A 13,363-nucleotide genomic window follows, 5' to 3' on the forward strand; every position below is an offset into this window, starting at 1 on the left:
GACCACCAGCGCGGGCTCGGGCGCCTTGCCGGACGTGGTGTAGCGGATCTTCGCGAAGGTCTGGAAGGTGCCGGCGGTGTTGTTCACGGACCGGCGCAGCGCCGGCGGGATGGCTGCCGCCGGGGTCACGTGGCCCGAGGGGGGCGCCCCGCGCCCGCCCGAGCCCTTCTCCCCCGGGGCCGCGCCGAGCGGGGCAGAGAGCGCGTAGTGGAACCAGGCAAACGCGGACAGGTGCGCCCGGGCTGCGGTGCGCAGGAGGCGGCACCGGTCTCAGGCGGCGCCGGGGAGCAGGGGAGCCAGGGCCTCCCGCCAGCAACCGCGGGAGGAATGGAAAAATAGGGTTCCCGGCGGGTCCCAAAAGGTCCCGGCCCCGCATACCCTCACCGCCATGACGGTCTCGCAGGCGCCTGCCTCCACCAATCCCGTGGCTCCCACTCCGGCCGGCGCGCGCACCGCCGCCGACGTCGTGACCCCCGATCTGGTCGCCCGGCTCACCCGGGGCGTGGCCGGCTCCGGCACCACCGCCAACCACACCCCCTTCACCGGGGCGAAGCTGGCGGACCTGCCCGAGGCCACGCCCGAGGACGTGGCCGCCGCCTACGAGCGGGCCCGGGCCGCCCAGCCGGCCTGGGCGGCGCTGCCGGTCCGCCGGCGCGCCGCCGTCCTGCTGCGCTTCCACGACCTCGTCCTCGCCCGCCAGGCCGAGGTGCTCGACCTGATCCAGCTGGAGACCGGCAAGGCCCGGCTGCACGCCCACGAAGAGGTCCAGGCCGTCGCCGTCGCCGCCCGGCACTACGGCCGCAAGGCCCCCGGCTACCTGCGCCCCAAGGGCCACACCGGCGCCGTGCCGGTCCTCACCAAGGTCACCGAGCTGCGCCAGCCGCGCGGGGTCGTCGGCCAGATCGCCCCCTGGAACTACCCGCTGGAGCTGTCGGTCGGCGACGCCCTGCCCGCCTTCGTCTCCGGCAACGCGGTCGTCATGAAGCCCGACACCGAGACCGCGCTGACCGCCCTGTGGGCCCGCGACCTGCTCATCGAGGCCGGCCTGCCCGCCGAGGTCTTCCAGGTCGTGCTCGGCGAGGGCCCGGTCGTCGGCCCCGCCGTCGTCCAGCACGCCGACTACGTCTCCTTCACCGGCTCCACCCGCGTCGGCCGCGAGATCGCCCAGGGCGCCGCGGCCCGCCTGGTCGGCGTCTCCCTCGAACTCGGCGGCAAGAACGCCATGCTCGTGCTGCACGACGCCGACGTCGAGAAGGCCGCCGCCGGCGCCGTCCGCGCCTGCTTCTCCTCCGCCGGCCAGCTGTGCATCTCCATCGAGCGGCTCTACGTCCACGACTCGATAGCCGACGCCTTCGTCGAGCGCTTCGCCGCCCGCACCAAGGCGATGCGGCTGGGCAGCGCCCTGGCCTACGGGGCGGACATGGGCTCGCTGGTCGGCGAGCGGCAGCTCCGGACGGTGCAGCGGCACGTGGACGAGGCGGTCGAGAAGGGCGCCCGGCTGGTCGCCGGCGGCGTGGCCCGCCCCGACATCGGCCCGCTGTTCTACGAGCCGACCATCCTCGACGGCGTCGAGGCGCCCATGGCGGTGTGCACCGAGGAGACCTTCGGCCCGGTCGTGTCGGTCTACCGCTTCACCGACGAGGACGAGGCGATCGCCCAGGCCAACGCCACCGCGTACGGGCTCAACGCCAGCGTGTGGACCAAGGACGCCCGCCGCGGCCACGCCGTCGCCGCCCGGCTGCGCACCGGCACGGTCAACATCAACGAGGGCTACGCCCCCGCTTACGGCAGCGCCCAGGCCCCGATGGGCGGCATGAAGGACTCCGGCCTCGGCCGCCGGCACGGCTCGGAGGGCATCCTCAAGTACACCGAGGCGCAGACCGTCGCCCACCAGCGGCTGCTGCCCATGGCCCCCTCGCTGGGCATGACCGACGACGCGTACGCCGCGTTCATGACCCGCAGCCTGCAGGTCATGAAGGCCCTCCGACTGCGATAGGGGACGACCACCGGTGGACGACCGCGACCACGACCGCGACAACGGCTACGACTACGACATCATCGTCATCGGCTCCGGCTTCGGCGGCTCGGTGTCGGCCCTGCGGCTGACCGAGAAGGGCTACCGCGTCGGCGTCCTGGAGGCGGGCCGCCGCTTCACCCGGGACAGCCTGCCGAAGAACTCCTGGGACCTGCGCAACTACCTGTGGGCCCCCGCCCTCGGGCTGTACGGGATCCAGCGCATCCACCTGCTCGGCAACGTGATGGTGCTCGCGGGCGCCGGCGTCGGCGGCGGCTCCCTCAACTACGCCAACACCCTGTACGTGCCGCCGCCGGCCTTCTTCCAGGACCGGCAGTGGGCGCACATCACCGACTGGCACGAGGAGCTCGCCCCGTACTACGACCAGGCCCGGCGGATGCTCGGGGTCCGGCTGAACCCGACCATGACCCCCTCCGACGAACACCTGAAGGCCGTCGCCGAGCAGATGGGCGTCGCCGACACCTTCCACATGGCACCGGTCGGCGTCTTCTTCGGGGACGGCGAGGACGCCGAAGGCGCGAGCCGCGCCCGGCCCGGCGAGGAGACCGCCGACCCGTACTTCGGCGGCGCCGGACCCTCCCGCAAGGCCTGCACCGAGTGCGGCGAGTGCATGACCGGCTGCCGGCACGGCGCGAAGAACACCCTCACCGAGAACTACCTCCACCTCGCCGAACGCGCCGGCGCGGTCATCCACCCGATGACCACCGTCACCGCCCTGTCCGACCACCCCGACGGCGGCTACCGGGTGCGCACCGTCCCCACCGACCACCGTCGCAGCGGCCGGGCGAAGGTGCTGCGCGCGCGGTACGTGGTCGTGGCGGCCGGCACGTACGGCACCCAGACCCTGCTGCACACCATGAAGGACCGCGGCGAGCTCCCGCGGATCTCGGACCGGCTCGGCGAGCTGACCCGGACCAACTCCGAAGGCATCGTCGGCGCGCAGACCGACGACCGGCGCTACCGCCGTCGGCACGCCGGCGCCCGGCGGGCCGACTTCACCCGCGGGGTGGCGATCACCTCCTCCATCCACCCCGACGGCGACACCCACATCGAGCCGGTGCGCTACGGCAAGGGCTCCAACGCCATGGGGTTCATGACCGTCCTCCAGGTCCCGTACCACAAGCACCGGGTGCTGGCCTGGCTCGCCCGGACCGCGACCCACCCCGTCCAGCTGCTGCGCTCGCTGTCGAACCGGCGCTGGTCGGAGCGGACCGTCATCGGCCTGGTCATGCAGTCCCTGGACAACTCGCTGTCCACCTACCGCCGGCCGCGCGGACCGGGCAAGGGCCTGCTCACCGCCCGCCAGGGGCACGGCGCGCCCAACCCGACCCAGATCGAGGCGGCCACCCGGGCGGCGACGCTGCTCGCCGAGGAGATCGGCGGCTTCCCGGGCAGCAACGTCGGCGAGCTGATGGGCACCCCGCTGACCGCGCACTTCCTGGGCGGCTGCCCGATCGGCGCGTCCGCGCAGGAGGGCGTGGTCGACCCCTACCACCGGCTGTACGGGCACCCGGGCATCTCGGTGGTGGACGGCTCCGCGGTCTCCGCGAACCTCGGGGTGAACCCGTCGCTGACGATCACCGCGCAGGCCGAGCGGGCGATGGCGTACTGGCCGAACAAGGGCGAGGCCGATCCGCGGCCCGCGCAGGAGGCGGCGTACGAGCGGATCACCGCGGTGGAGCCGGTCCGTCCGGCCGTGCCCAAGGAGGCGTTCGGCGCGCTGCGGCTGCCGCTGCTGCCGGTGCCGGAGGTCCCGAAGAAGGCGTGAGAAGAAGGCGTGACGGGGTCTGCGCTCCCCCTCCGAGGGCAGACCCCGTACAGAGGTGACATGTGATCGGTACGGATGGTTGCGTGTGATGCGCACCACCCCACCGGTGCGGAGGGGTACGGAAGAACGGCCGGCCCGGGCGTCCCCGGGCCGGCCGTCCTCGTGAGGTGACCGGGCTGCTGTCCCCTGCCGTCCGGTCACGCGCCGCAGCGAGGTCCCACGACGCGCGCCCCACGGGAGCGGCGTCTCATCGCTCCGGCGGAGCCACGCGTGACAACCCCGTCAACGAAGGGCGAAGCGGCCCGGTCACGCTCCGGACGGGTGACGAACACGCGTGGGCGCCCGCCGGCCCGCCCGGACGCAGCCGCGGCACGGCTTCGTACGCGCGCCCCGGCACGGCCTCAGACGCGGCCCCGGCACAGCTCCAGCAGGGTCATCGCGAGCGAGGTGCCGGGCCTGCCCAGGGCGTCGTTCCAGTGCGCGAGCACCTCCATCTCGCGTGAGAGGTGCACCCGGCGGCCACCGGAGGCGATCCGGGCCTCCTGGATCACGGTGGACACGGCCATCCGCTCCTGGATCAGTCCGATGATCCGGTCGTCGATCGCGTCGATGCGGGAGCGGGAGTCGGCGATCAGCTGCTCGGGGGTGGTGGTGGCGGTCATGTCTCTCTCCTGTGGGTGTTCGGGGCGGGGACCGACAGGAGCGGGGAGAACGCGAGAGCGCCCCGGCCTGTCGGCCGGGGCGCTCTGGGAAGTCAGCGGCTCAAGCGAGCATCACGCGGACCCATGGCGACCGGACCGTCCGGTGCCATAGGTAAAGAGGAAGCTCAGCTGCTTGCGCATGGAACGGATTATTACCCTCCGGTGGCCGCCCGGCCAACCGGGTTCGGATGGTGAGACGAATCGGCGGGCGCCTGCCCCGTTAGAATCGACAAAACAACACCTCTTTTCCGCCGGAAGGCAGCCTCGTGCCCACTGCACCCTCCGCCGCCCCGGACGTCGTCCTCGTTGTCGACTTCGGCGCGCAGTACGCCCAGCTCATCGCCCGCCGCGTCCGTGAGGCCCGGGTCTACAGCGAGATCGTGCCCAGCACGATGCCCGTGGCCGAGATGCTGGCCAAGAACCCCAAGGCGATCATCCTCTCCGGCGGTCCCTCCTCGGTCTACGAGGAGGGCGCGCCGCAGCTCGACCGCGCCATCTTCGAGGCCGGCGTCCCGGTCTTCGGCATGTGCTACGGCTTCCAGCTGATGGCCACCACCCTCGGTGGCACGGTCGACAACACCGGAGCCCGCGAGTACGGCCGCACCCCGCTGACCGTCAGCAAGCAGGGCTCCACCCTGTTCGAGGGCACCCCCGAGCACCAGTCGGTGTGGATGTCGCACGGCGACGCCTGCTCCGCGGCGCCCGAGGGCTTCACCGTCACCGCCTCCACGAACGTGGTGCCGGTCGCCGCCTTCGAGAACGACGAGAAGCGGCTGTACGGCGTCCAGTACCACCCCGAGGTGATGCACTCGACGCACGGCCAGCAGATCCTGGAGCACTTCCTCTACCGCGGCGCGGGCCTGGCCCCGAGCTGGACCACCGGCTCCATCGTGGAGGAGCAGATCGCGGCCATCCGCGAGCAGGTCGGCGACAAGCGCGCCATCTGCGGCCTGTCCGGCGGCGTGGACTCCGCGGTCGCCGCGGCCCTCGTGCAGAAGGCCATCGGCTCCCAGCTGACCTGCGTGTACGTCGACCACGGCCTGATGCGCAAGGGCGAGACCGAGCAGGTCGAGAAGGACTTCGTCGCGGCCACCGGCGTGCAGCTGAAGGTCGTCGACGCGCAGGAGCGCTTCCTCGACGCGCTCAAGGGCGTCTCCGACCCCGAGGAGAAGCGGAAGATCATCGGCCGCGAGTTCATCCGGGTCTTCGAGCAGGCCCAGGCCGAGATCATCACCGAGGCCCCGGACGAGACCCCGGTCGAGTTCCTGGTCCAGGGCACCCTGTACCCGGACATCGTGGAGTCCGGCGGCGGCACCGGCACCGCGAACATCAAGTCGCACCACAACGTCGGCGGCCTCCCCGAGGACCTGGAGTTCCAGCTCGTCGAGCCGCTGCGCCAGCTGTTCAAGGACGAGGTCCGCATGGTCGGCCAGGAGCTCGGCCTGCCCGACGAGATCGTCCAGCGCCAGCCGTTCCCCGGCCCGGGCCTGGGCATCCGCATCGTCGGCGAGGTCACCAAGGACCGCCTGGACCTGCTGCGCGAGGCCGACGCCATCGCCCGCGAGGAGCTCACCGCGGCCGGCCTGGACCGCGAGATCTGGCAGTGCCCGGTCGTGCTGCTCGCCGACGTCCGCAGCGTCGGCGTCCAGGGCGACGGCCGCACCTACGGCCACCCCATCGTGCTGCGCCCGGTCTCGTCCGAGGACGCGATGACCGCGGACTGGACCCGCATGCCGTACGAGGTGCTCGCCCGCATCTCGACCCGCATCACCAACGAGGTCAAGGACGTCAACCGCGTCGTCCTGGACTGCACGAGCAAGCCCCCGGGCACCATCGAGTGGGAGTAATTCCGCCAGCCCGTCGCGAGGCCGCCGTTCCCCCGGGGAGCGGCGGCCTCGCCGTTTCTCTGGCCACCTGCGGGCGCCGCCGGTACCTTGCGCCGCGAGTCGGGCCGTGGCGCCCGGATCCGTACCGAACGCGAGCCGTACCGAACTCGCGCCGTACAGAACGCGAGCCGTACCGAAGGAGTGCCCATGGCGGAGCAGCCGGCACCGATCCCCGCGGAGCGCCTGGAGTTCGCCCTGCCCCCGGTCTTCGAGACCGTCGAGGAGGAGCGGGAGCACCGCAAGGAGCGCCTGGCCGGGGCGCTGCGGCTGTTCGCGGAGCTGGGTTTCGAGGAGGGCGTCGCGGGCCACCTGACCGCGAGGGACCCGGAGTATAGCGACTGCTACTGGGTCAACCCGTTCGGCAGGTCTTTCACCCGTGTCGCCCCCGAGGACCTCCTCCTCGTCGACGGGGACGGCCGCGTGGTCCGCGGCGGACAGCGCGTGAACCAGCTGGCGTTCGCCGTCCACGCCGCCGTCCACCGGGCCCGGCCGGACGTCGTGGCCGTGGCCCACACGCCCACCGTGCACGGCCGGGCGCTGGCCGCGCTCGGCGAGGGCATCGCCCCGCTCACCCAGGAGGCCTGCGCCTTCTACGAGGACCACGCCGTCCTCGACGAGTACCGCGAGCCCCCCGACTGCGGGCTGATCGCCCGTGCGCTCGGCGGGCGCAAGGCGCTGGTGCTGCGCGGCCGCGGCCTGCTGACCGTGGGCGACAGCGTCGACGCGGCGGCCTGGTGGCTGGTCTCGATGGAGCGGGCCGCCCAGGTGCAGCTGCTCGCGCGGGCGGCCGGCAAGCCGCTGGCGGTGGACCACCGCAGCGCCCTCGCCACCCGCGAGCGGTTCGGCACCGACCTCGCCGGATGGGTCAACTTCCAGCCCCTGCGGCAGCGTCCGGCGTCAACATCATGAACCGTCAATCACCCGCTCTGACATCGTGCGCAATCCGGAGCACTGCCGCAGTGGTGCACAATTCGCTGGCATTGCCCGGTAGTTGCATCAGCTGGCATTGCCCGGTGATTGCACGGTAGTGAGAGAGGCGGCACGCACGTGGCTGTCCAAGAGATCCACCGAAGTACGCACGGCGGCGGCTGCACCTGCGACGACTGCCCGCACGGCGCCCGCGAGGGCCACCGCCGCGCCGTCGCCGCCTTCCTGGAGCGGCGCGACGCGCTCGCCGCCGGCCAGGGGCTGCCCGCCGCCGTGGCCCGGTCCGCCGGGGCCTCCCGCCAGTGGGTCTCCGACGAGCTGACCCTCTCCGCCCGCACGGTCGCCGAGCGGGGCCGCGAGGCCGGCCACTCCTGGCTGCACGTGCTGTCGCGGCGGGCCGTACTGGCCGTGTGGATCGCCGCGGGCGTGCTGCTGCTGGTCCAGGTCGGCACGGCGCTGGGCACCGGCTGGAGCGCCGCCCGCACGGCCGGACTGCTGGCCGCGCTGGTGCTGGCCGGGCTGCTGACCGTGGCGGCGCGGGCCCAGTCCGTACGCGGCGGGCTGCTGGCCCCGCTGGTCGGCGAGGACAACCGGCTGTCCACCTCCAAGGCGGTGGCGTGCGCCTGGCTGCTGCTGACCGCGTTCGCGGCGCTGCTGCCCGCGCTGCGGCTGGCCGCCTCCCGCACCGGCCCCGACCGGGCCGCCCTCTACGCGGGGCTGGAGCTGCGGCGGGCACTGCCGCTGCTGGCGGTGGCGGCGCTCACCTCGGGCGTGGCGGTCCTGGTGCGCCGCGTCGTGTCCGTGCGCATCCTCGTCCAGCGGCTGCAGAAGCTGCCCTCCGACCGGCCGCGCGGCGCGGACCTGCTGACCGACGACTCCGGCCGGGGCAGCTTCCCCGACGCCCAGTACGTCCTGGTCTCCACCGTGGTCCTGGCCTTCGCGGCGGTGTCGCTGGCCCGCTTCCCGGACCGGCTGCCGCGGCTGCCGTGGTCGCTGGCGCTGCTGGTCGCCCTGTCGGCGGCGGTGTACCTGGCCGCCAAGTACGCCGAGGGCAGCCGCCCCCTGGTGCTGTCGGTGGTGCGGACCCGGGAGCCGGGCGACCTCGACGCGGCCGTACGGACCGGCGACGACATCGAGATCCGCGGCGTGGGCTTCGTACCGCCCGGCGCGCACACGCCGGAGATGCTGGCGCGGCTGGTGGTGCGGATCGGCGCGGTCCACGTGCACGTTCCGCTCGTGCCGGTGGCGGGCGGGTTCTCCAGCCCCTCCGACACGGTGCTGACGGTGCCCGTGCCCGCCGACGTGGAACCGGGGCGCACCGACATCCAGGTGGTCACCGCCGCCGGGGTGGAATCCAACCGCTGCACCATCGACGTGGCCGAGTGATCGGGGTACACATGCCCCATGACCCGAACTGACGTCTCCTCCGCTTCCGGCCGCCACTCCCGGGCCGGGCTGCGGGAGCGGGCCGCGCGGTACGCCCTGCTGCCCCTGCGGATCTTCCTCGGCGTGACCTTCGTCTACGCGGGCCTGGACAAGCTGACCGACCCCGCGTTCCTGTCCGCCTCCGGCAGCGGATCGATCGGCGAGCTGATGCGCGGCGTCCGGGACACCTCCGCGATCCCCGGCCTGGTGGACCTGGCCCTGAAGTCGCCCGTCGGTTTCGCCGTCGTGCTGGCGATCGGGGAGATCCTGGTGGGCCTGGGCACCCTGGCCGGGCTGCTGGCCCGGACCGCGGCCGCGGGCGGTGCGCTGATCTCGCTCAGCCTGTGGCTCACGGTGTCCTGGGCGGTCACCCCGTACTACTACGGCAACGACCTGATCTACCTGATGGCCTGGATCCCGCTGGTCCTGGCCGGGGCGGGCTATCCCTCGCTGGACGACTGGCTGCGCTCGCGCCGGTCGCGGCGCACTGCGTAGGCCACCAGGCCGACCAGGGCCGCGAGGCAGAACCCGCCCACGGTCATCGGGACGATCACGAACCAGGGCACGTCCGGCTCGCCGCTCGCGTCGAGCAGGTACAGCAGGCCCCCGAACATCAGGACCAGGCCCGCCAGCAGCCGTCCCGGCTGGAACTCATGACGCCGCACGGGCCACCTCCACCTGTCCCACACCCGCGTCCAGGTGCAGCTCGATCGTCCCGCCGGCCTCGGTGCCGGCCTCGGGCGGCAGGTCCGCCCGCCGGCTCTGTCCCCGCACGCCCTGGATGCGGCCCGGGTCCTCACCGGGCAGCTGTACGTCGCCCAGCCGGATCCTGATGTCGGCGCGGGCGGTGACCTCGCGGGGCACGACCACCTTGAGCTTGCCGGCGTCCAGCGAGGCGCTCACGGTCAGCGTGCGGCCCTTGGGCACGTCCAGCCCGGAGAGGTCCAAGGTGGCGTACCCGGTGCCGGCCGCGTAAGCGGGCCGGACCTCGGCCACCGCCGCCGGCCGCCACACCACCTGCTCGAAGTCGGTGGAGATCTCCCGGGGCATGGCCGTCGCCCCGGCCAGCAGCAGGGCGGTGACGAACGACAGCAGGAGGGTGCCGAAGCCGGTGCGGCCCTTGACCGAGCTCACCACGAGGCCCAGGCCGAAGACGCCGAGCGCGGCGGCGAGGCCGACCTGGAGGGCGTGGCCGAGCGGGTTGGCGTGCCAGACCGCCGAGGCCGCGACGAACCCGGCGACCGCGGCCAGGACGAACACCCGCCCGCCGATGCCGGTGCCGCTGCGGCGGCGGCCGTCCGGCGTGCGGTCGGAGCCGGAGCCGGCGCGGGTGGCCGCCGCCGGGCGGGCCGAGTCCTCGGAGTCGTCGGGGCCCCACAGGTAGCCGGAGCCCACCGGGCCGGTCGTACCGTCCTTGACCAGCGGGTCGCGCCACCAGGACGGCCCGCCCGGGGCGGGCGGCGCCTGCGTCTCCGGCGGCGGCTCGGAGCGGTGCCGCTCCCGGGACTCGGCGCCGCCCTCGCCCTCGCCCTCGGGTGCGGCGGCGCGGCGGCGCTGCGAGAAGTACGCGGCCCCCGAGACGGCCAGGATGACCAGGATCGAGAAGGCCCCCAGGCCGCCGTTGTCCAGCATCGACAGGAACAGTGCGCAGCCCACCAGCGCGGCGAGGACCGCGGCGAGGGTGGCGCCCTCCACCCGTCCGCTCAGCAGCTTGCGGGCCTCGTTGTCCTCCTCGCCCTCCAGCGGCACCAGCAGCCAGGCGAAGCCGTAGAAGATCAGGCCGACGCCGCCGGTGACGGTGAGCACGCCCAGCACGATCCGGAAGACCACCGGGTCGATGTCGAAGTACCGGCCGAGCCCGCCGCACACGCCCGCGATGACGTGGTTGCGCTTGCTGCGGCGCAGCGGGGGCCGGTCGGCGGGCGGGGGCGCGGCGCCGCTCGCCGGGCTCTGGTGGACGTCGGTCATGGACTCCATGGTGACGGCCCGCCCGGGGCGCCGGTATCCGGCCCGACCCTGGCACAACCCTGATATCCCCCGGTCACGAGTGGGGGGATGCCCTGATGTCCCCGCCCGGGCGGGCATGTGACCATCGGGAACATGCCCGTAGCAGCCGTATCCCGCACCCCGCTCGCCCCCGAACCGGAGGAGCCGCCGCAGCGCAGGCTCTACCGGAGCGCCGACGGGCGGATGCTCGGCGGTGTCGCGCGCGGGCTCGCCGGACACCTCGGGCTGCCCGTGGCCTGGGTCCGGCTCGCCTTCCTCGGCATGTTCATGTTCGGCGACGGGCTCGGCGTGCTGCTGTACGCCGCCTTCTGGGTCTTCGTGCCGCTCGGGGTCGGCGGGACCGCCGCCCCCCGCCCCTACCTCGACGCCCTCTCCGGCGGCCGGCGGCTGCTGCGCAAGCCCGACTCCGCGCAGATCCTGCCGCTGCTCGTGCTGCTGGTCGGCGTAGGCATCTTCATCGGCAAGGTCCAGGTCGGCGGGGACTCGGGCCGCTACGTCTGGCCGACCCTGCTCGTCGGCGCCGGCGTGGTCCTGGTGTGGCGGCAGGCCGACAACGCCCGCCGCTCCCACTGGACCTCGGCCGCCGGCCGCAACGCCCGGCTGCTCCAGGTGGCCCGGGCGCTGGCGGGAGTGCTGCTCGTCGGCGTGGGGTTCACCGTCTTCATCGTCGTCCGCGGCTCCGCCGCCCAGCTCGGCAACGTCCTCACCGCGACCCTCGCCGTCCTCGTCGGCGTGGCCCTGCTCGCCGGACCCTGGCTGATCCGGATGACCCAGGACCTCTCCGAGGAGCGCCTGATGCGCATCCGCGCCCAGGAGCGCGCCGAGGTCGCCGCGCACGTCCACGACTCCGTGCTGCACACCCTGACCCTGATCCAGCGGGGCGCCGAGGACGCCGGCGAGGTGCGCCGGCTGGCCCGCGCGCAGGAGCGAGAGCTGCGCAACTGGCTGTACAAGCCGGAGGGCACCGGCAAGGACGAGGCGGAGGAGCCCACCACCCTGGCCGAGGCGGTCAAGAAGACCGCGGCCGAGGTGGAGGACCACCACGGCGTCCCGATCGAGGTCGTCCTGGTCGGCGACTGCCCGCTGGACGAGAAGCTGGGCGCACAGATCCAGGCCGCGCGCGAGGCGATGGTCAACGCGGCCAAGTACGGTGGCGAGGGCGGGCCGGTCCAGGTCTACGCGGAGGTGGAGGGGCGCACGGTGTTCGTGTCCGTACGCGACCGCGGACCGGGCTTCGACGTCGACGCGGTTCCGGCCGACCGCATGGGCGTACGAGAATCGATCATCGGCCGGATGCAGCGCAACGGCGGCACCGCACGGCTGCGGGCCGCGGCGGGCGGCGGTACGGAAGTCGAGCTGGAGATGGAGAGGGCGAGCACCCCATGAACGAGGCAGCGGGAACGGACAGGCACGTTCGGGTGGTGCTCGTCGACGACCACCGCATGTTCCGTACGGGCGTCCAGGCGGAGATCGGCGAGACGGCGCGCACGGGGGTCGAGGTCGTCGGCGAGGCGGCCGACGTGGAGCAGGCGGTCACGGTCATCACGGCGACCCGGCCCGAGGTGGTGCTGCTGGACGTGCACCTGCCCGGCGGCGGCGGGGTCGAGGTGCTGCGCCGGTGCGCCCCGCTGATGGCGGCGGCCGAGAACCCGGTGCGTTTCCTGGCGCTGTCGGTCTCGGACGCGGCCGAGGACGTCATCGGCGTCATCCGGGGCGGCGCCCGCGGCTACGTCACCAAGACGATCACGGGCGCCGACCTGGTCGACTCGGTCTTCCGGGTGCAGGAGGGCGACGCGGTCTTCTCGCCGCGGCTGGCCGGCTTCGTGCTCGACGCCTTCGCCTCCACGGACGCGCCGCCGGTGGACGAGGACCTCGACCGGCTGACCCAGCGCGAGCGCGAGGTGCTGCGGCTGATCGCGCGCGGCTACGCGTACAAGGAGATCGCCAAGCAGCTGTTCATCTCCGTCAAGACGGTCGAGTCGCACGTCTCGGCAGTCCTGAGGAAGCTGCAGCTGTCCAACCGGCACGAGCTGACCCGCTGGGCCACGGCCCGTCGGCTGGTCTGAGGCGGGGTACCCGGGCTGTCGGGCTGACGGCCAGGGACGGCTCGGGCTGGGCTCAGGCGGGGCGGGTGGCGCCGGCCCAGGGCATCGAGTCGATCGGGGCGATCCGCACGGTCGAGCCGGGGCGCGGGGCGTGGATCATCTGGCCGTTGCCGATGTAGATCCCCACGTGGCTGACCCCGGAGTAGAAGAAGACCAGGTCGCCGGGGGCCAGTTGGCTCTTGGCGATCCGCCGGCCCGCGTTGATCTGGGTGTAGGTGGTGCGCGGCAGGGAGACCCCGGCCGAGCGCCAGGCCGCCTGGGTCAGCCCCGAGCAGTCGAAGGACTGCGGCCCGGTCGCGCCCCACACGTACGGCCGGCCGATCGCGCTGTGCGCGAAGGCCACGGCACGGGCGGCGCGCGAGCCGTCGGCGGGAGGCGGAGCCTGCGGCGGGGGCGGCGGGCCTTTTACAACACTGACGCGGCCGGCCAACGTACGCGGTCAAGTTACGGGCGCAGCACGTGCACTACAAGCCAAGACACATATGGACGATGACAGAACGGGCAGGAAG

11 protein-coding genes and 1 pseudogene are annotated in these 13,363 nt (G+C 73.5%); 8 read left to right on the top strand and 4 right to left on the bottom strand.

The window, feature by feature from the left end; genetic code table 11:
- Window positions 1-388 precede the first annotated feature (388 nt).
- Both GPJ59_RS24360 and GPJ59_RS24365 read left to right on the top strand, forming a co-directional pair.
- Window positions 389-1,996 (top strand): succinic semialdehyde dehydrogenase, encoded by a 1,608-nt coding sequence (locus GPJ59_RS24360; RefSeq protein WP_219669803.1) that lies wholly within the window; start codon window positions 389-391, stop codon window positions 1,994-1,996.
- Window positions 1,997-2,009: 13 nt separating this feature from the next.
- On the top strand, window positions 2,010-3,803 hold the full coding sequence (locus GPJ59_RS24365) for a GMC oxidoreductase (protein WP_219669805.1): 1,794 nt from the start codon (window positions 2,010-2,012) through the stop codon (window positions 3,801-3,803).
- Window positions 3,804-4,204: 401 nt separating this feature from the next.
- On the opposite strand, the gene GPJ59_RS24370 is transcribed toward GPJ59_RS24365, so the two are convergent.
- The gene (locus tag GPJ59_RS24370) at window positions 4,205-4,465 is read right to left on the bottom strand and encodes a chorismate mutase (protein WP_219669806.1); all 261 of its coding nucleotides are present in this window, start codon (window positions 4,463-4,465) and stop codon (window positions 4,205-4,207) included.
- A gap of 305 nt (window positions 4,466-4,770) precedes the next feature.
- Between GPJ59_RS24370 and guaA the strand changes: the two genes are divergently transcribed.
- From guaA to GPJ59_RS24390, 4 genes are all read left to right on the top strand, one after another.
- Window positions 4,771-6,351 carry a glutamine-hydrolyzing GMP synthase gene (gene guaA, locus GPJ59_RS24375; protein WP_219669812.1) on the top strand — a complete coding sequence of 527 codons (1,581 nt, stop codon included), beginning with the start codon at window positions 4,771-4,773 and terminating at the stop codon, window positions 6,349-6,351.
- 117 nt (window positions 6,352-6,468) lie between these two features.
- Window positions 6,469-7,299, top strand: a complete 831-nt coding sequence (locus tag GPJ59_RS24380) for a class II aldolase/adducin family protein (RefSeq protein ID WP_308120453.1) — start codon at window positions 6,469-6,471, stop codon at window positions 7,297-7,299.
- A 138-nt stretch (window positions 7,300-7,437) separates the two neighbouring features.
- Window positions 7,438-8,703 (top strand): hypothetical protein, encoded by a 1,266-nt coding sequence (locus GPJ59_RS24385; protein WP_219669815.1) that lies wholly within the window; start codon window positions 7,438-7,440, stop codon window positions 8,701-8,703.
- 18 nt (window positions 8,704-8,721) lie between these two features.
- Window positions 8,722-9,237 (top strand): DoxX family protein, encoded by a 516-nt coding sequence (locus tag GPJ59_RS24390; protein WP_219669816.1) that lies wholly within the window; start codon window positions 8,722-8,724, stop codon window positions 9,235-9,237.
- Here GPJ59_RS24390 and GPJ59_RS24395 read toward each other — a convergent pair.
- Complete coding sequence (locus GPJ59_RS24395; protein ID WP_219669818.1) at window positions 9,183-9,407, bottom strand: hypothetical protein; 225 nt, start codon at window positions 9,405-9,407, stop codon at window positions 9,183-9,185. The genes GPJ59_RS24390 and GPJ59_RS24395 overlap by 55 nt on opposite strands.
- Complete coding sequence (locus GPJ59_RS24400) at window positions 9,394-10,710, bottom strand: PspC domain-containing protein (protein ID WP_219669824.1); 1,317 nt, start codon at window positions 10,708-10,710, stop codon at window positions 9,394-9,396. The genes GPJ59_RS24395 and GPJ59_RS24400 overlap by 14 nt, the downstream gene beginning before the upstream one ends.
- Before the next feature lie 132 nt (window positions 10,711-10,842).
- Between GPJ59_RS24400 and GPJ59_RS24405 the strand changes: the two genes are divergently transcribed.
- Both GPJ59_RS24405 and GPJ59_RS24410 read left to right on the top strand, forming a co-directional pair.
- Complete coding sequence (locus GPJ59_RS24405) at window positions 10,843-12,135, top strand: ATP-binding protein (protein ID WP_219669826.1); 1,293 nt, start codon at window positions 10,843-10,845, stop codon at window positions 12,133-12,135.
- On the top strand, window positions 12,132-12,815 hold the full coding sequence (locus GPJ59_RS24410) for a LuxR C-terminal-related transcriptional regulator (RefSeq protein WP_219669828.1): 684 nt from the start codon (window positions 12,132-12,134) through the stop codon (window positions 12,813-12,815). The genes GPJ59_RS24405 and GPJ59_RS24410 overlap by 4 nt, the downstream gene beginning before the upstream one ends.
- Before the next feature lie 52 nt (window positions 12,816-12,867).
- Here the strand turns inward: GPJ59_RS24410 and GPJ59_RS24415 are convergent.
- A pseudogene (locus GPJ59_RS24415) lies at window positions 12,868-13,227 on the bottom strand (C40 family peptidase); the annotation flags it as partial.
- Window positions 13,228-13,363 lie beyond the last annotated feature (136 nt).

The sequence above is a fragment of the Streptomyces bambusae genome (assembly GCF_019400985.1).
GTDB lineage: Bacteria > Actinomycetota > Actinomycetes > Streptomycetales > Streptomycetaceae > Streptomyces > Streptomyces bambusae_A.

Bases quoted from the DNA above. Each gene is read 5' to 3' on its own strand.
- GPJ59_RS24360 (WP_219669803.1), top strand. From the start codon at position 389: ATGACGGTCTCGCAGGCGCCTGCCTCCACCAATCCCGTGGCTCCCACT.
- GPJ59_RS24370 (WP_219669806.1), bottom strand. From the start codon at position 4,465: ATGACCGCCACCACCACCCCCGAGCAGCTGATCGCCGACTCCCGCTCC.
- GPJ59_RS24390 (WP_219669816.1), top strand. From the start codon at position 8,722: ATGACCCGAACTGACGTCTCCTCCGCTTCCGGCCGCCACTCCCGGGCC.
- GPJ59_RS24400 (WP_219669824.1), bottom strand. From the start codon at position 10,710: ATGACCGACGTCCACCAGAGCCCGGCGAGCGGCGCCGCGCCCCCGCCC.
- GPJ59_RS24405 (WP_219669826.1), top strand. From the start codon at position 10,843: ATGCCCGTAGCAGCCGTATCCCGCACCCCGCTCGCCCCCGAACCGGAG.
- GPJ59_RS24410 (WP_219669828.1), top strand. From the start codon at position 12,132: ATGAACGAGGCAGCGGGAACGGACAGGCACGTTCGGGTGGTGCTCGTC.